General features: G+C 65.3%; 14 protein-coding genes. 7 read left to right on the top strand and 7 right to left on the bottom strand.

All coding sequences use genetic code 11. The features are described 5' to 3' along the window. Positions 1 to 11 precede the first annotated feature (11 nt). The 4 genes from F0U60_RS07930 to F0U60_RS07915 all read right to left on the bottom strand — a co-directional run bounded on the left by F0U60_RS07930 (position 12) and on the right by F0U60_RS07915 (position 4,221). A complete protein-coding gene (locus tag F0U60_RS07930; protein WP_395816083.1) occupies positions 12 to 674 on the bottom strand; it encodes a DNA-binding protein in 663 nt (220 codons plus the stop codon). Positions 675 to 1,108: 434 nt separating this feature from the next. Continuing rightward, positions 1,109 to 2,092, bottom strand: a complete 984-nt coding sequence (locus F0U60_RS07925) for a type VI immunity family protein (RefSeq protein ID WP_395816081.1) — start codon at positions 2,090 to 2,092, stop codon at positions 1,109 to 1,111. Positions 2,093 to 2,124: 32 nt separating this feature from the next. Continuing rightward, positions 2,125 to 2,670 (bottom strand): hypothetical protein, encoded by a 546-nt coding sequence (locus tag F0U60_RS07920; RefSeq protein WP_395816078.1) that lies wholly within the window; start codon positions 2,668 to 2,670, stop codon positions 2,125 to 2,127. 546 nt (positions 2,671 to 3,216) lie between these two features. After that, on the bottom strand, positions 3,217 to 4,221 hold the full coding sequence (locus tag F0U60_RS07915; protein ID WP_395816075.1) for a hypothetical protein: 1,005 nt from the start codon (positions 4,219 to 4,221) through the stop codon (positions 3,217 to 3,219). Between the two features lie 982 nt (positions 4,222 to 5,203). On the opposite strand from F0U60_RS07915, the gene F0U60_RS07910 reads away from it, so the two are divergent. The 6 genes from F0U60_RS07910 to F0U60_RS07885 all read left to right on the top strand — a co-directional run bounded on the left by F0U60_RS07910 (position 5,204) and on the right by F0U60_RS07885 (position 12,339). Then, on the top strand, positions 5,204 to 6,316 hold the full coding sequence (locus tag F0U60_RS07910; protein ID WP_395816072.1) for an S-(hydroxymethyl)glutathione dehydrogenase/class III alcohol dehydrogenase: 1,113 nt from the start codon (positions 5,204 to 5,206) through the stop codon (positions 6,314 to 6,316). Then, entirely contained in the window at positions 6,316 to 7,167 is an 852-nt protein-coding gene (gene fghA, locus F0U60_RS07905) for an S-formylglutathione hydrolase (protein WP_395816069.1), read from the top strand. Before F0U60_RS07910 ends, fghA begins: the two co-directional genes overlap by 1 nt. Before the next feature lie 182 nt (positions 7,168 to 7,349). Then, complete coding sequence (locus F0U60_RS07900) at positions 7,350 to 8,390, top strand: heparin lyase I family protein (protein WP_395816066.1); 1,041 nt, start codon at positions 7,350 to 7,352, stop codon at positions 8,388 to 8,390. Positions 8,391 to 9,442: 1,052 nt separating this feature from the next. Further along, entirely contained in the window at positions 9,443 to 10,324 is an 882-nt protein-coding gene (locus F0U60_RS07895; RefSeq protein WP_395816062.1) for a DUF6345 domain-containing protein, read from the top strand. A gap of 37 nt (positions 10,325 to 10,361) precedes the next feature. Further along, positions 10,362 to 11,435, top strand: coding sequence for a hypothetical protein (locus tag F0U60_RS07890; RefSeq protein ID WP_395816059.1), 1,074 nt, complete (start codon positions 10,362 to 10,364; stop codon positions 11,433 to 11,435). Positions 11,436 to 11,940: 505 nt separating this feature from the next. After that, the gene (locus F0U60_RS07885) at positions 11,941 to 12,339 is read left to right on the top strand and encodes an erythromycin esterase family protein (protein WP_395825124.1); all 399 of its coding nucleotides are present in this window, start codon (positions 11,941 to 11,943) and stop codon (positions 12,337 to 12,339) included. 87 nt (positions 12,340 to 12,426) lie between these two features. On the opposite strand, the gene F0U60_RS07880 is transcribed toward F0U60_RS07885, so the two are convergent. The 3 genes from F0U60_RS07880 to F0U60_RS07870 form a co-directional block, all read right to left on the bottom strand. After that, positions 12,427 to 13,716: a nucleotide disphospho-sugar-binding domain-containing protein gene (locus F0U60_RS07880; protein ID WP_395816056.1), complete on the bottom strand. Its 1,290-nt coding sequence runs from the start codon at positions 13,714 to 13,716 to the stop codon at positions 12,427 to 12,429. Between the two features lie 224 nt (positions 13,717 to 13,940). Beyond that, positions 13,941 to 15,269, bottom strand: coding sequence for a porin (locus F0U60_RS07875; RefSeq protein WP_395816053.1), 1,329 nt, complete (start codon positions 15,267 to 15,269; stop codon positions 13,941 to 13,943). Between the two features lie 207 nt (positions 15,270 to 15,476). Next, positions 15,477 to 16,844: a cellulose binding domain-containing protein gene (locus tag F0U60_RS07870; RefSeq protein ID WP_395816051.1), complete on the bottom strand. Its 1,368-nt coding sequence runs from the start codon at positions 16,842 to 16,844 to the stop codon at positions 15,477 to 15,479. A 173-nt stretch (positions 16,845 to 17,017) separates the two neighbouring features. On the opposite strand from F0U60_RS07870, the gene F0U60_RS07865 reads away from it, so the two are divergent. Next, positions 17,018 to 18,604 carry an endo-1,3-alpha-glucanase family glycosylhydrolase gene (locus F0U60_RS07865; protein ID WP_395816048.1) on the top strand — a complete coding sequence of 529 codons (1,587 nt, stop codon included), beginning with the start codon at positions 17,018 to 17,020 and terminating at the stop codon, positions 18,602 to 18,604. Positions 18,605 to 18,712 lie beyond the last annotated feature (108 nt).

The raw sequence follows: 18,712 nt of genomic DNA, 5'->3' as shown, positions 1-18,712 counted from the left end.
CGCTCCGTGCGTTACTGCACCACGATGTCCGAGGGCTGCCGGGGCGCCACCTCATAGGTGGACTCGTACTGCGCCGAGAGGCCCGTCACCTGGATTCTCTGTCCCACCGTGAGGGCACGCACCGCGGCCGGGTCGAAGCCCGCCGACCCGTGGATGTACACCTGCACCTCGCCCGAGCCGTCATTGACATACAGCTCGTAGCCGTAGGGCAGCTCGTCATTGGCAGCCTGGGTCACCGTGGCGGTCACACGCACGAGCAGCCCCTCGGTGGACTCGCCCACGTCGCCGGTGCGCACATCCCTGGCGCGCACCTGCCGAGTGCCCCCCAGCGTCTCGACGGAGCCGGGCTCACTCTCGAGGATGCGCAGATTGTTCTCATCATTCAACGTGCCCTTCACGCGAACGTGGGTGCCCAACCCGAAGTCGAGCTTCTGCGCCAACTTCACGTAGATGCCAGCGGTGTTGTCCTGGATGGCGAAGCCCTCGTTACCCAAAGCCGAGGAGAAGGCCCCTGGCGGCACCGTGACGTACCCCTCCACCGTCACCTGGGTGCCGTTGTCGAGGTTGCGCGCCTCGGAGATGGGAGTGCAGGCCGCGAGCACCGAGAGCGTCAACAGCAGGAAGCGCGGCCCCATGGGCACGCGCGAAGAGAGCGCCGAGGAAGAGAGGGTCATGAAGCGCTCAATACTGAGCACTCGAATGGAGCGTCAAGGCACAGACGGGAGGAGCGCGAGGAGCCGTTCAAAACTCAGCGCATCCACCCCTCTGCCTTATTGGCTCGACATTCAGACGCGCGGTTGCGCCTCGATGATCGCGAAGCCATAGACCAGGTCGATGGTCCGAGTCAGCTCGAGCCCGGCCTGCGCGAATAAGGTCTGGAACTCCTTCGTTGACGGCATGAGGGAGCTGCGCCCAACCCCGCCAGAACCACTCGGAGCCCGCCAGCATCAAATAGCCCCACAGCGAGTCTGGCACATCCGAGCGCAGCGTCTGGGATAGCGGCGTCAACTCGAAGCGCCCGTCCTCCTTCAAGAAGTCGGAGACGCGCCATTTCCATCTCTCGTCTACCCCTCTCCATCCATATCGAGAAAAGCGCATCGTCCGCATCTCAGCCAAGGAAGCGGCGCCACCATCCTAGAGCCTCTTCCTCAGTGAAGCGCATGAAGGAATTCCCAGCAGCCATCCAGGTTGCGGAAGATGATCTCTCCAGCGGTTCGAGCAGCGGCTCGAGAACGTGCGCGAGCTCCCGGTAGGCAGGCAGGGTAAGTCCCTGGTGCAAATCACCCGACTCAGGCCACTCGCCAAGAGCGACAACCACACGCTCTCCATCGATCTTCTCGACGCGCGTGTCGTCGGAGCGTAATCGCGCTCGAAGACCATATGCGCCTCCGAGTTTGTCGAGCACTGGCGGAGCGAAGAAGTTCATCCAGTGGACCCCATCCACGTGGAAGCCCACGTCCTCCTCCCAAAGCCAGGCCGGACGCAAATCGATGCCTGGATATCGGAAGGCCATGGCACGAAGAGAGTCATCCGTGGACCGCAAGGGCCAGTAGAGTTGAAGGGAGAGGCCCGCGTGCCCCGTAGCGAATCGAAGCGGAGCGGCCATGGTGCGAGCGAGTTCCGCCACACGAGCAGGCCCACGGGACTCCAGGTACTCGGTGGGAACAGTCGCCGTCAGCAGACTCACCTTGTTCGGAGCAGGCGTCCGCCATGGGATACGCGCTCGATACCGAAAGGTGTAACCAGTCCGAGCTCCGCCTCCATCGAGGAAGAGCTGCGTCTCGTAGCGTCTTTTCTCCACCCGGTTCGCGTAGCCCTCGCTGAAGTCGTCAGCGAAGCGCCAATGGCGCTCGGGCCGGAGGCGCTGGTGGATTGCGCTCCACCGTTCCGTCGAAAGCGGAGCCCCTTCGTCGTCATCGATGAAAGCCTCGTTGATCGTCTCGGACCCCTCCCCCACAGCCAGCATGAAACTCTCAAGGGCAAGACTCACACCCGAAGCGATGTCCGGATGATCGTAGGGCAGGTAGAAGGCGAGTCGGACAACCTCGCGGGCGAGCAACTCCTCGCCGCTCGCGGAGTCTATGGGGGGCACACCAACAGGACGAATTCGAGGGTAGCGGTACGTCATTGAGGTAGGCGGGTAATACCTAACTGGGGGGTCACGACAGCGGGCCGACACTCAATGGTCAAAGGCGTATAACTCAGAAGCTGCTGGAGGGTATCCGGGTCGTCGAGCGGGTTACCCATCCGCTTCGGAAGGCACGGAAACTTGAAATCGAAGACGCACTGTATTCGCGTCGCGTTCCGCGTGAAGTGCAGAACGATATCCGGCTTGAGCGAGCCAATCTTCCGATCGGTCAGAACGTATCCGCTTGCACCCGGGTCTGGATCTCGCCGGTACCGCGGCTCGACAGAGAAATTATGCGGGAACCTTTGAGAGAGGCGGGCCCGCACACACGCGAAGGCTGCCGTGTGTTTCAACATACCGAGTTCCCTGGCGAGCGTCACTTCGTCATCTCCCTCTAAACGGAGGACCCTGGCGCATTCGCGCTCATTGGGGAATTGCCTGTTCTTGAAGCTACCGATGTCCTCGCGCTCCTGGGCTGACCGATTTACGTCCGCTTCGGCTTGCCTGGCGCAGTCCATCAAAATGTCCTCCACCTCGCTCATTTCAGCTTCGGTGAGCAACCGCTCGAGGGTGATGAAGCCCTGAACCGTCTCGACGACTCGCGCAGCCGTCTTGACCGCCCGAACGGCTCTACCCGTTGCTGGAATGAGGGCTTCCCCGGTGCTGGTTGACGTCGGGGCGTTGCAGACCCCAGCACCCGCCGGAGTCGAGCATGACTGATTGTACCGGGTCGGGGCACCCGCACAGGAAGAACCCCAACCCACCCCAGAGGGAGGCACGCCATCGAGCCGAGGTGCAGTGGCGCAAGATGCGAGGAGCAGGAGTTGCGCCAAAGAAAGCCAGCGTCCAGCCGCAGCCACCACAGGGCAATTGGATTGAACCGCGGACAGGAGTGAGGACATGACACATCCCGGATGTCATCAACGTGGCCAGCGACAGCGGTCCAGAAGTATACGAAGGAACCGGCGCGACCGTCATGCCTCCGGGCAGGGCGGAAAGGTGAACGAGGCGCGCCGACACTCGAGCGCCTCCAGAGCCGACATACCCTCACCCCGACCCTCTCCCAGAGGGAGAGGGAGGTGGTGGTGTTAGTCCTTCTGGCGCACGTAGATGTCCACGTAGGAGAGGTTCCACACCGCGTCCACCGCGGACGGGTACTGCTCGCCCACCTCGACCTCCGCTTCCGCGATGGAGGTGTTGAGCGCGTACCCGCCACAGCGCTTGCCGCCCGCAGCGCTCCCATCCAGGCTGAACGTCAGGCGATACCACCCCGCGGGACTCACGTGCATGGGCAGCGCGGCACGCCACAACTCCCAGTCGTACCGGAAGAGGGCCTTGCCGCTTACGTCCACCACTGCCGCGAGACCACTGCTCCGGCCTCGGTCACCCTTCTCCCACACCGCGCTGCTGACGAGCGTGTACGCGGCGCCGTTCCACTCGCCCGTGACTGCGTTCCAATGGAAACGCTCTGGCTGTGGCCGTTGCGCGCTCGCCGAGGACTCCAGCTTCTGGATGGTGAGCCGCGCGCACGGCGTAATCACCGTGGCGTCCCCGCTCTCGGTACGCGAGGCAATGGCCGGTTCTGTATTCGACGCCACCACGCCCCGCATCTCCCGGACACCCTGGCCATGGAGGTGCTGCATCTCGTAGGCCGGCAAGGGCTCGTCGAGCGCGGTGTACAGCGTGGTCTCCACGCGAATGGTGGACGCGGTGCTCCAGGTGGTGTTCTCGAGCCCGTCGCTCCAGTCCACCTCGGACACGCCCACGGTGGCGCCCGGCGTCCCATTCAAGACGCCCGCCTGCCAGTGTCCCCCCTCTTCCTGGGGGTACACGCGCCACACGTCCACGCCGGGCGGAGGCGTACAGGTGCTCGGGGCGCACGCCACCGGCTCCTGTCCCTCCATCCATCCGTACCACCAGCGGCCCTCGAGGCGGGGGGCCGTCAGGCCCATGCGCAACGACAGTCCAGCGCCTTCCGGGAGCACCACCGGGTACGACAGGTTGTGGTTCCCCGCCCAGGCCGCCACGGGAAGCAACACAGCTCCCGTGAGCACACAGGTCCTGGTGGCCCGATTCACGACTCCCCGCTTCATGTGAGCGCCTCCTCCGCCTCTCCACGCCCGCCGCTCCGTCAGGTGCTCGGGCGTCTTCGAGGTGCGCAAGGAGGTGGGGATGGGGCTGCGCGGCTTCAAGTGTCCACGAGGGCTCGGGGCCCCGCCGCGAATGAGGAGTGTCTGGCAGGACACCTCCCGCCCAAAGCGTGGTGCCGCCCGGCAACGGGCTCTCGAGGTCTGAGGGTTCGGTGGCGTGGATCCACCTCCCTCGTACGACACCCGGCACCTGCGCTCGACCGCGGCCGACTCGGGCCTCCTGCCGCGGTGCTCCGATGACGACAACTGCCTGACGGATGGCCTCCACCGGTGCCTCACCGGCGGCCACTTGCCGCGCCACTCCCTCGGGCGCGGTCACCCGTGTCCGCGCCATGGCGGACCCGACACCGGGTGCGAGCACCTTCTTCACCTGCGGGTGCTCGGCTCTCCGGGCCTGCCTCGGAGGCTGTGCCTCCTGGCCCGGGGGGTACCGTCGGAGCTCGGTACCCACTGGCATGGGCGGGGTTTCCGCGCGGCTAACCGCGAGGCCCGCGATGAGCATCCCCCGTATCCGGGCGGCGCTCGGCTGCGTGGGCTCCGGCTCCCGCACCGAGGCGAGGTGCTGGGAAGCCGTGCCCTGTCCGGACTTCCCGGCGGTGTCGTGCCGGGGCCGGTCCATCTCCTCCAATCGGAGGATGAGGGAATCAATGGAATCGTTGAAGCGGGTACACCCGGACGCCATCAGGGCAAGCAGCAGCGACACCAGCAGGACACTCGTCCCGCCGGGCCGCACGACCGCTCGCGCTCTGTCGGCCACGCATCTCATGCGTCTCGTCCGATGCTCCTCGATGACCCGCACATCCGACCATGTGTTACCGCGACTGTCGGGAAGCGCAATTCTTCGGCCGGTGAAGCCCCCCGGCCTCCCACGTGCCCGCTACCCTCCGCTGCGCCTCGCTACATCTCGCAACCGGAGGACACGAGCATGGACATCCAAGCCGCCGTGGCGTTTGAACCCGGCAAGCCCCTGCGCATCGAAACGGTACAGCTCGAAGGACCCAAGGCCGGCGAAGTGCTCGTCGAGCTGAAGGCCACGGGCATCTGCCACACCGACGCGTACACCCTCTCGGGCAAGGACCCCGAGGGCATCTTCCCCAGCATCCTCGGCCACGAGGGTGCGGGGGTGGTGGTGGACACTGGCCCCGGTGTCACCTCGGTGAAGAAGGGCGACCACGTCATCCCGCTCTACACCCCCGAGTGCCGCCAATGTAAATCCTGCCTGTCGCGCAAGACGAACCTCTGCACCGCCATCCGCGCTACCCAGGGCAAGGGCCTCATGCCCGATGGCACCAGCCGCTTCCGGCTCGGCAAGGATCCCATCCACCACTACATGGGGACGTCCACCTTCGCGAGCCACACGGTGCTCCCGGAGATCGCCGTGGCGAAGATTCGCGAGGACGCGCCCTTCGACAAGGTCTGCTACATCGGCTGCGGCGTGACCACGGGCATTGGCGCTGTCATCTATACCGCCAAGGTCGAAGCGGGCGCCCGCGTGGTCGTCTTCGGACTGGGCGGCATCGGCCTCAACGTGGTGCAGGCCTGCCGCATGGTAGGCGCGGATCAAATCGTCGGCGTGGACATCAACCCCGCCCGGCGTGAAATGGCCGAGAAGTTCGGCCTCACCCACTTCGTCAACCCGACCGAGGTGGGCGCGGACCTGGTGCCCTACCTCGTCAACCTCACCGGGGGCGGCGCCGACTACAGCTTCGAGTGCATCGGCAACGTGCAGACCATGCGGCAGGCGCTCGAGTGCTGCCACCGCGGCTGGGGCGAGAGCATCATCATCGGCGTGGCCGCGGCCGGACAGGAGATCAGCACCCGCCCCTTCCAGCTCGTCACCGGACGCGTGTGGAAGGGCAGTGCCTTCGGCGGCGCTCGGGGCCGCACCGACGTGCCTCGCATCGTCGACTGGTACATGGACGGGAAGATCCAGATCGACCCGCTCATCACCCACACCCTGCCGCTCGAGCGCATCAACGAGGGCTTCGACCTGATGCACCGGGGAGAGTCCATCCGCGCCGTGGTGAGGTATTCGTGATGGGAGCGGACCTCCGGCTCGCCTCCGAGCACCGCTGCTTCGGAGGCACCGTCGCCTACTACCGCCATGACTCGCAGGTGTGTGGCGGCGAGATGCGCTTCGCCGTCTACCTGCCGCCCCAGGCCCGGGCGGGCAAGGTGCCCGTCCTGTATTACCTCTCGGGGCTCACCTGCACGGAGGAGACCTTTCTCATCAAGGCCGGTGCGCAGCGGCTCGCCGCCGAGCTGGGGCTGATGCTCGTCGTCCCCGACACCAGCCCGCGCAACACGGGCATTGAGAAGGAGGACGTCGACTGGGAGGTGGGCACCGCCGCCGGCTTCTATGTGGATGCCACCTCGCAGCCCTGGGCCTCGCGCTTCCACATGTTCAGCTATGTCACTCGGGAGCTGCCCGAGCTCGTGGGCAGGAGCTTCCCTGCTCGCATGGATCGCGAGGGCATCTTCGGCCACTCCATGGGCGGGCATGGCGCCCTCGTCTGCGCCCTGCGCCAACCGGGCCGCTATCGCTCTGTCTCCGCGTTCGCGCCCATCTCGGCCCCCATGCGCTGTCCCTGGGGGCAGAAGGCCTTCGGTACCTATTTTGGGCCCCATACCGAGGCCTGGCGCGCGTGGGACACCACCGAGCTGCTGCGCTCCGGGGGCTCGCGACTCCCGCCCCTGCTCGTGGATCAGGGCACGAGCGACAAGTTCCTCGTGGAGCAGCTCAAACCCGAGCTCCTCCGTGAGGCCTGCGAGCAATCAGGGCAGCCCCTGACGCTCCGTTTCCAGGACGGGTATGACCACGGCTACTACTTCGTCTCGACCTTCATGGCCGACCACCTCCGCCACCACGCCGCGGCCCTAACCGCCTGAAATAATGAGGGACTCGTGCCTCCTCGCAGGGCTCACCTGCCACGAGTCCCTCGTCTCCCCAAACACAGAGCAAGCAAGACAACGAGCCCCCACTTCAAGGAGGGCTGACAGGGAGGCATGTCGGGAAGTGGGAAGGGGTTCCGTTTGTCGGTGGGGACCCGAACGGAACGAAAGGACCGAGCTTGAAGCGTTTGCTGAGACTTGCCCCCTTCGCGCTGCTGTTGCCTACCCTGGCCATTGCCTCCCCCGTGTGGAAGGGGGACTTCGAGACTGGAAATCTCTCGCAGTGGGACCGCGAGCAGAGTGTCTCCTCGAGCCGCCTGTTGGTGGTCAACTCGCCCGTGCGAGAGGGCCGCTATGCGCTGAAGGTCACCGTCCGCAAGGGCGATGACCCCATCAACGCCAGCGGCAACCGCAACGAGGTTCTCTATCTGGGCCGCGAGGAGCCCGGCTCCGAGTACTTCTACAAGTGGAGCACCCTCTTCCCGAGCAGCTTCCCCCGCTCGTCCAAGTGGGCGCTCTTCACCCAGTGGCATCACGACGGCAACGGTGGCTCGCCGCCCATCGAGTTCTACGTGGTGGATGATCAGCTGCGCCTGCGCGTGGGTGGCAGCAGCGGGAAGATCGTTTGGACCTCGCCGCTCCAGCGCGAGCACTGGAACGACTTCGTCCTGCACGTGAAGTGGTCGCCCGACCCGAAGGTCGGCTTCGTCGAGCTGTACCACGATGGCAAGGTCGTCCTGCCAAAGATGAAGGTGGCCACGCAGTACTCGGGCCAGCGCAACTACCTGAAGATCGGCCTCTACCGCGACGAGTCCATTTCGCAGGAAGGCGTGGTCTTCCACGACGGCTTCATCCAGGCCACCAGCAAGGATGATGTGATTCCCCCCGTTGTCGCCACTCCGGAGACCCCGGCCCCCGAGACCCCTGACTCCGAGCCCGACTCCGACCCCGGTGATGTCTCCGCTCCCCCGGACGACTCCACCGATGGGCAGCCCGGAACCATCGACCAGGGGCCCTCGGAGCCCGGTGATTCCACTCCAGGTGTGGACGGCGTCATCCCCGGTGACGCGGCGCTCGGAGGCGGGATGCAGGCCGCGAGCTGCGGTGCCTCCTCGACGGGAGGGACGCCCCTGCTCGTCGCCGCCGCGCTGACCCTGGCCGCCCTGCTCGGCCGGCGCAAGGCGGCACCGGCCCACGCACGCGCTCGCCGCACACGCTGAGACAAACCCCGGCCCGGGCCTGTCCGCGAGCCGTGGATGCACCCTCGAGCTGGCGCGCACGGGCCCGGGCCACACATAGCTCATCCTGCTTCATCGACGTCTTCGCCAGCATCAAATCGGTGTTCGGCTCCTGCCTCGCCGCTGCATCTGGCGCCACGCGTGCTTACTGTGCACCCGATTGGGGAGCAGAAATGGCCGGAGCTGCGCGCCAGGAGCGAAAACGACGGCTCAGCGTGCGGCAACGGCCCTCCGATGCTGCCACCTTCATCCGTGAGCTGGTCTTGATGTAGGCTCTCACGAACGGACTCCCCACGCTGCTGCACATGAGGCGGCTGGACGAGGTGGAGGAGTGACTGCTCAAGAAGATGCTGGTGGCACTGGACGAATCTCCTCGCTACGCTGGGCCACAACTGCCACGCGGCGCTCGTCGCCCATCGCACCAGCAAAGACACCCAAGCCAGAAGTCCACGCGCTGGTGGGATTACGCCTGATGCGTCAGCGCGCACTTTGTGCTGTTCTGGCGCAAGCGTGCCTGTCCTTGTAGGAGGAGTCACAGTTGGCAAGAGACATCAAGGCCATCGAGCCTCGGAACCTGGCCAACAAGGCGAACTGAGCCCTGCACAAGGCGAGACGGCGCTACCCCGTGGTCCACATGGCCTTGGGGGCACCCGGACCTCGCTCGAAGACCAACCTGGGAGAACACAGGTGCGTGGCACCGTGCCCTCGGCCATGCGCCCCTCCAGATGCCCACCGACGAGAGCTTCGTTCGCCCAGGCCCGTCGCAGCTTCAAGCGCCTAGGGGTCAGGGGCGCACTGTAACTCCTCGGCCTCAATGCCTCCCGCCCCCCGCACGCCAGACGGCTCGCTGAGCACCCGCCCTTCACAGCGGGCGCTTCTCCCTACAGAACCCGACCCACTCCGCCCACGCCTTGACTTGCACCTGCTGGCCTGGATGGAGCCCTGGCATGTCAGAGGGTTTCGTTAAGAGCTACATGCCCTTTTTGAGGGGGGACTCCGGCCACACACCTGCGCCGGAAACATTGGAGACACTTGTGAAATCACTCTCTCGACGCGCGTCCGCGTCCTTGGCCGCTGCATCCCTGGCCTTGCTCACCGAGCTGCCGATGGCGGCCCACGCCTACACCTATACCTACTCCAGCGCCTACATCAACGACTGGAGCAACTGCGACTCTCCATGCAGCAATTATGGTCATCTGAACTACACGGATGAGCAGATCAACATGTTCGACTCGCGGATGACCGTCCACGGGAACACCCGTAAGCACAAGTACAGCAACACAAGCGTCTGGGCGAGCGACTACATCGAGGACCAGCTCTCGTTCTCGCCCGCCTACAGCATGGGAGGGCAGGACTATTACCACACCGACGATTCGGAAATGGTGGCCTACGCCGGCCAGGGCCGCTCCTTCTCCTATACCGTCGATAGTGGGCAACTCTTGCAGATGCACTTGTGCAAGAAGGGCACCGCGGCCAATGGGTGTTGGATCAACTCGGATTACATCCGCTTTGGCGAACAGCGGGGAGAGTACGCGCTCAACCCGGGCCAGGCGCGCTTCATGTTGCTGATGGTCGACTTCAGTGTGGACGAGCGTCCCAACGAGCAATGGGGGCAAGCCATGTACCGCGGACTCGAATACACCATGGGCTATCGCGGCTGGTCGTCCGATGATGCCCGCACGGACGAGGTGGGCGGAGACTGGGCCGACAAGGCCATGGGCGAGTCGTGGACCTTCAAGAGCGCCTGGTTCTGGGCCGTCGAGGACTGGTGGCTCAACGACGTCGGCTCGCTGGTCTCCGTGGGGGTGAATGCGGCGGAGGCCGATATCCGCCGCGACAATCTGGACAAGAACTGGGCCCCGCGCAGCGCTCTCGATGTGAGTAATTGGTACTCCTGGTCCTACCATCAGGGTTGATCTCATCCGCACCATTCGAGACGAAGAAAGACACGACATGAACAAGAGAATCTTCTTAGGGCTGGTGCTCGCCGGGTTGACCGGGACAGGCTGCTCCGAGACGACCGAAGCTGAGCCGGTGCACGAGGCCAAGTCAGTCATCGCTGGCAAGCTGGGGGCCCACGCGGCGCAGGAGGCGCTCGATGAGGACACCATCGCCGTGCAGGCTTATGAGCGGGTGCGGCAAGCGCACGCGGCCCGCCAAGCGCAGAGCGTGAGGCTGGCGGTCTATTCCCTACAGCCGGTGGACGACGTTGTAGCCCAGGTGGATGCACGTGCGCGCACCGTGGGTCTGGAAATGGGGGCCGCGCGCAAGAGCGGGCATGAGCTGATGGTGGAGGCGGGACACCGGGTGCTGTCCATCGACGCCCGCAGCGGGACAGAGCGGTACGTGGACCGCTCGCGTTTCCACTCCGGGCGAAGCGTCGCCACCCTGCCGCTGGCGCGGGCCGACTACATCGCGCGGGCACGCGAGCACGTGCAGCGGGCACTACCCGAGGTGGCGACCCGGAACATGCGAGCCTACAAGTTCCGCCAGTACGTGAACGAGTCCGCCGGCCCCAACGGGGAGCGCACTGGCCCTCAGGTGTACCAGGTAGCGGTGGCCTTCCAGGAGATGGTGGGGGACCTGCCCGTCATCGGGTCGGGAGGCAAGGTGGCCGTGCACCTGACGCCCAACGGCGAGATCATCGCGCACGAGTCGGCGGCGCGCGGCGTGGGCCGACGCCTGGCCGATCTGTCTGGCAGCGAGGTGTTGGATCCGGAGGTAGCCCGCCGGCAGGCCGAGGAGCGGCTGGCAGCGCGCGGAGTGAGGCTCGAAAACTACCGACTCGTCCGAGCGGAGCTGGGCTACCTGCGCCATGGACGGCATAGCCCACAGTCGGTGATGGCACCCCACTATGCCTACCTCTACGAGCCCCTCTCCCCTGCGGTCGGCGGCCGCAAGGTGGTGGAGGTCGTCCCCGCCGTCACCAACCCTGAGGTGCTCGCCCAGCTGCGCCAGGATGCGCAGGCCGAGGCCCAGCGCAAGGCGGAGCGCATGGCCTACGCCCAGCCCGAAGACGTCCGCTGAGCGGACGGCTCGTTACGGCACACGCCAGCCAGAACCGCTGAGGTCCTCAGCCTCGGCGGGTAGGGCCGCCAGGCCACGAGAGCCGAAGGTTGCAGGCAGCCTGACCCTATGTTGGTGGCCGGTGGCAGGGATACGGCATGGACGCGACACTCTCCGTTGGACCGGCACGGGCGATGCTCGACTACCTTGCCCAGGTGGACCCAGCGTACCGGGCGGAAGCAGAGCCGTGGTTGACGAGGCTGCTATCGACAAGCGAGCTCAACGGAGGGAACACGGGGGGGGGCCGTGCGGCTCCGAGCCCCCAAGCACGCAGAGCCCGTGCGGCAATTGAGGGCATGGGCTCGCGGAGCAGCGCGAAGCATACGTCCGCGCCTCAAGAGAGGAGGCCCATTTCAGGGCGGCGCGGCATGCGCACATCCTGGAGCAGGCCATGCTCCAGTCCTCCCTGGCGGGGGACGATCGGCTCCACCGGCGTGACGAGTACATGGCGGAGAACGCACGCTGAATCCTCGAGCACGAGGGACCCGAAGCGAAGATGGCCGTCTGGGCGCACGACCTGCACCTCATGGGAGCGAGTGATTCCACCCTCCCGCTGGGGGCCCACCTGCGGCGCCTGTATGGCGACGCCTTCTACATGTTCCGGCTCAGCTTCAATCAGGGGGAGTTCCGCTCCCACCTCTACCCCTTTGGGGGTCCTATCGGAGACCTCCAGACGCATCGCATCGGACCCGCGTCTCGGGAATCACTCGATGCGTCCCTCGCCCGTACCGGCCTGCCCCTATTCGCGCTCGACCTGCGCGGCGCGCCCACGGACGGGCCGGTGGCCACGTACCTGGAGACGCCTGTGGGGATGCGGGAGATTGGCGCGGCGTCCCCCCTGGTCACGACGACCTCCACCAACTGAGCCCGCGCGGCGCGTTCGACGGCGTGCTCTTCGTGGAGACGACCACGGCCTCGCGGCCCAACCCGCCCCTCACCCCCTGAGGGAGTTTCATTCGGCGTTCTTCAGAATCCCCTCGAGGATACGGGCGGCGTCCTGCGGGCCCTTGCGCGACTGCATGGAGGCGCTGGTGGCTTTCAGCTTCGCCCGCATGACCTCGTCACTCAGACAGGTGGCGATCTTCCCGGCCAGCTCTTCTTCGGTCCACTCGTAACGGTCGAGCTTGAAGCCGTGGCCCGTTTCCTGGGCGCGCATGGCGTTGTCATGACCATCCCAGACATAGGGCATGACGATGGCTGGCTTACCGAAGAACAGGCACTCATTGAAGCTGTTGTTGCCACCATGGTGGATCACCGCGTCCACCTGGGCGATCACCGACGGCTGCGGATACCACCTGGCGATCAGCACGTTGTCCGGCAGCGCGTCGTACCGGTCCAGGTATTCGCCAACGTTGAAGAGTGCCCGGTATGGCAGCTTGCCGATCACCTTGATCAGCCGCTTCAGCAGTTCCACATCGCCGGAGCCCAGGCTGCCGAAGCTGACGTACAGCAACGGCTTGTCGTTGTTGGCCTTGAAGGTGGGAATCTCGTACGGCTTGTCCTTGCGCACGCAGCCTTGCAAGTAATGAAAGCGCTCGGGAGGCAGCGGTTTGCTGCGCGGGAACCTCACCGGGTCCGGATAAAGCAGCAGGTTCATGTAGGGCGACGCTTCGAAGAAGGTGCCCAGCGGATACGGCTGCTCGCCGCACTCGACGAGGAAGCTGTTGAAGTCATCATGGATCGGCTTGATCACTTCCTCGAAGCGCGCGCGGAAGCGTGCATGACCCTCCTTGTCGTCGACGCTCATTCCGGACAGGTGCGGCGGAATGTCCGGGGCCGCCACCTCATTCTCCGAACAGGAGATGATCCGCACCCAGGGCTTGCCGTACTGCTTGATGGCCGGGAACAGGATCACGTTGTCGACGCAGATCAGGTCCGGCTTGATCTTGTCCAGCACGGCCGGCAGTTCCTTCTGCGCCCACCTGGCGGTGTTGACGATGGCTTCCCAGCAATCCTTCACATAGTTGTCGAGCTGCTCGAAGGGCGACTTGCGGAAGTTGGGGATGTGACCATTGATGAAATCAACCCAGTAGCGCGCCATGTCCTCCGGCGGCATGGGGGCTGACATGTTCACGGAGTGCTCCTCGAAGCCGTAGCCGGAGTACACACCCGTCATGCCCGGGTCGGTGAGGAATACCACCTTGTGGCCCAGCGCCTCGCATGCCTGAGCGATGCCCACTGAGTTGAGAGCCGGGCCGTAGGCCGCCTCGGGGAAGAAGGCGATGACTTTCTGCGTGCTCATGTCGAACTCCTTATCGGGAGGGTACCCAGTCGTGACGGGCATCCTAGCCGGGAGGAATGAGCATCAAGGGGCTGAAGCTTGACTGCGCGCCGTGCGCCTCACCCCCACACGCAGCAGTGCAGCAACCAGCACCGATAACCCGAAAGTAACAAGGCCCGAAGCCGCCAACACGTGGCCGAGCTTCGGGCCGGGTCCCCTGCCGAGGAGCAGGGGGCGAGCCGCCGTCAGTAGTTCACCTGGACCTGGAGGCGCGTCACGTGCCCCTGCTCCTGCTCATAGGGAGCGCGCGAGGAGGTGCGATCCGAGATGAGATAGGTGCCCGTCACCTCCAGGGCCTTGAGGATCTGCCACTCCACGCCCATCTCCAGCTCGCGCACATCGTAGCGGGGGGCGTTCGTATCGAACTTCTTTCCGCCCTCGTACAGGGTCCCTCTCACGTAGGGAATCAGCGTGGTGCCGAGCACGTTGTCGAGCCTGTACATGAGCTGCGCATAGCCACCGCGCAGCGGGCGGCTGGCGATGACGGTGCTCTCAAGACCCTCGCCCAGAGACGGTCCCCGGCCCACGTTGTACTCGGCCATGAAGCCGATCGGCTGCGGGTAGATGACCAGGCTCGCGACCGCGCGGGCATCCACGAGGTCGTTCCCGTCCTCGAGCGTGTACGGGGTGCCCGAGCCGACGGAGACGTTATAGCGGCCGTAATAACCCGCCGCGCCGACCTCGACGTACTGCTTGCCGAACAGGAAGGGCCAGGTGACCCGGCCCACGACGTGCAGGTTGTCGTTGCGCTCGGGGCGGTTGGCGGTCTGCCCGTTGTACACGCCGAGGCCCACCACACCGTAGTCGCCCGAGCCCTTCAGCTTGCTATTGGCCAGCTCCTGGAAGCGCTGGCGGATCTCCGCGGGCGCCCAGTAGAAGAACGCGCCCAAATCACGCTCGTCCTTGAGCGCGCTGTTGATGGCATCGTTGCGGTCCAGGGCGACACGGTTCTGGCTCGACTGGAGGTTCTCGAAGCCGAACGGCACCTTCGACTGGCCCAGGCGCAGCCGGAACTCCTTCTTCGCATCGAAGAAGATGTCGGCGTACCAGTCGCGCATGATGGCGACGTGGTACTGATCCCCGATGACGGACGCGAAGTCGGGCTGCAGGTAGATGGAGACGTGCTCGTGGACGTCGGCGGAGATGACGAGCCGCGCCCGCCGGATGCCGAAGCCGTTGTTCTTCCCGAGGAAGCGATCTCCCTGATCATTGATGAGATCATCGTTGACGTCGAAGCTCGGGAGCCGGTTGTAGCGGAACTGCGTGTAGCCCCGGAGCTTGATGCGCTCGTACCAGGGCGACTCCTTCTCCTTCTTGGCCTCGGGCGCTGGCGCGGGCGTAGGCGCGGCGGGAGGAGTCGCGACCTCGGGCGGCTGCGCGGGCTGGGCGGGCTCGGAGGGAGGCGTCTGTGGAGCCGGCTCCTGCTGGGCCAGGGTGACGGGGGACAGCAGGAGGGTGGCGCCCGACAGCAGCGCATGGAGAACGGGGCGGTAGGAAGAAACCATGGGCGTCATGAATGCTTCGCGCCTGCGAGAGCGGAAGTGCTCCCAGGCCGTTGTGACGCTCCCGGTACCTAATTAGACAGGCGACTGCAATGCAGAGAACCGCTGTTGCAGTGACGTCACATAGGCGCCTCCTGCGTGTTGCATTCCACACCCGCCGTGGCCTGACGACCTGCGCCAACGACCACGGCGGGCATGTCCCTGCTACATCGGAACCGCTCAGGGCACGGTGTCCTTACGGGTGACGGCGGCGGAGCGGAAGCCGGACACCTTCGCCTCCACCTGGTTGGGCGACAGGAGCACGTCCTTGGCGAAGTACACCCAGTCCGCATCCTCGTAGTACGTGCGCGAGGTGTTGTTGCTCGTGTCCAGCTCGATGAACCACAGCTGGTAGGCGATGTACTGGCCGATCGTCGGGGCGTACTCGGGGCCGTGGGACGCCCGCTGCACGCCGTCGATGTAGTAGACGATGCCCGAGGGGGACACATGCAGCACGAGCGTGTGCCAACCCGCATGGCTCGCGGAGACCTGGTTCGACCTGGACCCCTTGTTCCTGTCCCACGAGGTCAGGAACATGGTGCTGGTATTGCCCTGGCCCCAGCCGCCGTTGGGCAGGTACTCGTAGTCCTGCTCCGAGTAGTTGGGAGAGCTGTAGGGGGTGATGGTGAAGAAGGTCTCCACGTACTTGTCGCCGAAGAGGCGCGGACCGGACAGCGTCGCGTCGTTGAACCTGAACCGTGACGCGTAGGTGCCGTAGCGGAACTTCTGCGCCTTGGAGAGAACCTCGACCTGGGTCGTGCCGCTCGCGGTCCCGTTCGTGCTCCCGCGCAGCCGCAACAGCCGGTTGCTGGTGGTGCCGTCATTCACCAGCGAGGCGTTGGACGGCAGCCACTGCGCGCCGCTGACGCCAGGACCTCCCGCGTAGTTGCGCAGCTGCCACCAGCTCTGGAACCCGGCATCCGCCGTGCTCGTGTAGCTGAAGTCATCGAAGAACTCGGCCGAAACCGTGCCACCCCCGTCACCGCCACCCCCGTCACCACCGCCACTCGCGCTGGGAGGCGTGCCGCCGCGCAAGCCGCTCAGGGGCGCCGAGCCCGCGTCGTGCACGGTGATCTTGCTCCAGTTGGCGAACGAGGTCTGGTTGCCGTACGAGTAGTCATCCGTCTCATTGACGGAGGCGCCGAACGTGATGCCCAGATCGATGGGCACGCTCGTCTCGCCCGGCGCGAGGCTCCCGGCGGCGCTGGTGAAGCGGACCTCCACGTACTGATCAGCGCCCGTGGCGGACACGCTCCCGCTCGTCAACGTGATGCCCGCGCAGTCCGCCGTCTTCCACCACCAGCACGCCGGAGATGGCGTCCGGCCGTTGTTCGTGAACCAGTAGCGCACGACCACGCTGCTCAAGGGGATGGAGGCCGCGGTGTTGTTGCGCAGCTGGATGCCCGCCTCAACGATGTCATCGTTGGGACCCGCGGCATTGTAGTTCTGATACTGAACAGTGAAGTCCGCCGTCCCGGCGAGGCTCTCTCCCGCCGGCACCACCAACGACAGCAGGGCCAGAAGGCTCGGTTTCCAGATCGTCTTCATCGGCTCTTGACCTTCCCTCCGGGCACGCCCGGGGTTTTCCCCTTTCGAGGGGTTGTTCGGGCTGAAGGAGAGAGGACCGGATTTTTTCGGGTTACTGGTATTTTCCAGGTTCCCCCTCGGGTTCGTTTTCTCAGAAAGAGAGCCAGCCTTTGTTCAGCATGAGTGTCTCCCGTTTGAAGCACGGTCTCTTCCTACTCTTCGCAACAGCAGCGGCCGCGTCAGCCTGCGCCCCTCCCGATGAGGCTTTCGAGCTGGAAGGGACGGAGGGCTCCGATGGCTCGAGCCTGGCCACCAAGGCCCCCTTTGAGCTGAACAACGCGCTCCTGCCGTTCGACATGCCGGCACGCGCGGACCTCGCCCAAAGCGAGTACAAGGTCTTCGCCCACTGGCACAACTTCCCGCTGCGGAGCTATGGCACCAACTCCTCGGGCCAGTACTACGACAACTACACCAACTGGCTCAAACCCACGGGAAACCATGCCTCCATCGGGGGGTGGTTGCGCGATCGACCCGTGCCGATCCTCGCCGTCCCCGCGGTGGAGACGGACTACGGCAAGCGGGACATGAAGACGGACATCCAGACGGCCGCCGCCGTTGGTGTCGATGGCTTCCTCTTCAACCTCTGGTTCCGGCCCAGCGATAACCGCTGGAAGTGGCTGACGAACCTCTTCAATGCGGCAGACGAGTTCAACGCCGAGAACCCGAGCGCGCCCTTCTACGTCATCCCCAACATCGACAGTCACATCCTCTCGACGGGCAGCGGAGCAAATGAGCCGCGTCAGCGGGCCGACGATCTCGCGACCTTCAAGAACCGTGCTTCGTGGAGGAAGCTCAACGGCAAGTTCGTGGTGGGCAGCTTCAGGCCCGAGGCCCTGCCAGTCTCCTGGTACCAGCAGTTCTTCGATCAGCTGAAGACCGTCCATGGGATGGATGCGGTGCTGTGGGGAACCCTGCTCAACCCCTCGGAGGCCAATCGCAACGCGCTGAAGCCCTTCATGGTGGGAGCGACCTTCTCGCGTTGGGACAACCTTCCCTACACCGCCACTCCCCTGACGGGCATCAACACCCTGAAGGCCTGGGGCGACCAGAACGGAGTCCCCTACTCTCCGCCGGTCAGCCATACGGATAACCGCCCCACCGATTCCATCACCACGGAGACGGCGGGCTTCAAGACCCAGTACAACACCTGGAAGGCGGCGATCGACTCGGGCGTGAAGATGGTGCAGATCCTCACCTGGAATGACCACTACGAAGGTCACGCCCTGCGGCCCAACTCGGCCGTGCAGTACGCCTTCTACGACCTGACGGCCTACTACTCGACCTGGTTCAAGACCCGCAAGCAGCCGGCCATCGTGCGCGATGTCCTCTACTACGCGCACCGCATGCACCTGAGCAACGAGCCTTACGATACGGCCCAGCAGGCCAAACCCACCGCCTCGAAGAATGGTGTGACCCTCGTGGACCGGGTCTTCGTCCTGGGCATGCTCAAGTCGAGCGGGCGCGTGCAGATCACCTCGGGCGGGACCGCCTACGGCGCCGATCTTCTCGCGGGCCCACAGTTCTTCGACGCACCGTTGAATGCGAACAACCAGCCTTCCTTCCAACTGAGCAGGAACGGCACAGCGGTCATCAATCTCACGAGCGCCTTCCGGACACGCTCGCCCATCGTCTGGCAGGACTTGCTGTACCGCGCGGGAAGCTCGTCACGCCCGGTGGTCTCGGGGGTGCAGAACAACCTGCCGCAGGATCGCCTCCCCTAACGGCGCTGAAGGTCAAAGCATCGCGTAGACAGCCTGTGCTCGCGTCACATGCTGGCGAGGCCACTCCATCTGTTGGGACCCATGGAGGGTCCCAACACAAGGAGAGCC

It is taken from the genome of Archangium minus (genome assembly GCF_044360475.1).
Classification (GTDB): Bacteria; Myxococcota; Myxococcia; order Myxococcales; family Myxococcaceae; genus Archangium; species Archangium minus.
Note: the sequence above shows the minus strand (reverse complement) of the source record. Positions and strands in the feature narration are given on the sequence as shown.

What these genes read in the sequence shown, in the direction of transcription:
- F0U60_RS07930 (WP_395816083.1), bottom strand. Translation starts at nt 674, where the DNA reads ATGACCCTCTCTTCCTCGGCGCTCTCTTCGCGCGTGCCCATGGGGCCG.
- F0U60_RS07920 (WP_395816078.1), bottom strand. Translation starts at nt 2,670, where the DNA reads ATGAGCGAGGTGGAGGACATTTTGATGGACTGCGCCAGGCAAGCCGAA.
- F0U60_RS07915 (WP_395816075.1), bottom strand. Translation starts at nt 4,221, where the DNA reads ATGAAGCGGGGAGTCGTGAATCGGGCCACCAGGACCTGTGTGCTCACG.
- F0U60_RS07910 (WP_395816072.1), top strand. Translation starts at nt 5,204, where the DNA reads ATGGACATCCAAGCCGCCGTGGCGTTTGAACCCGGCAAGCCCCTGCGC.
- fghA (WP_395816069.1), top strand. Translation starts at nt 6,316, where the DNA reads ATGGGAGCGGACCTCCGGCTCGCCTCCGAGCACCGCTGCTTCGGAGGC.
- F0U60_RS07890 (WP_395816059.1), top strand. Translation starts at nt 10,362, where the DNA reads ATGAACAAGAGAATCTTCTTAGGGCTGGTGCTCGCCGGGTTGACCGGG.
- F0U60_RS07880 (WP_395816056.1), bottom strand. Translation starts at nt 13,716, where the DNA reads ATGAGCACGCAGAAAGTCATCGCCTTCTTCCCCGAGGCGGCCTACGGC.
- F0U60_RS07875 (WP_395816053.1), bottom strand. Translation starts at nt 15,269, where the DNA reads ATGACGCCCATGGTTTCTTCCTACCGCCCCGTTCTCCATGCGCTGCTG.
- F0U60_RS07870 (WP_395816051.1), bottom strand. Translation starts at nt 16,844, where the DNA reads ATGAAGACGATCTGGAAACCGAGCCTTCTGGCCCTGCTGTCGTTGGTG.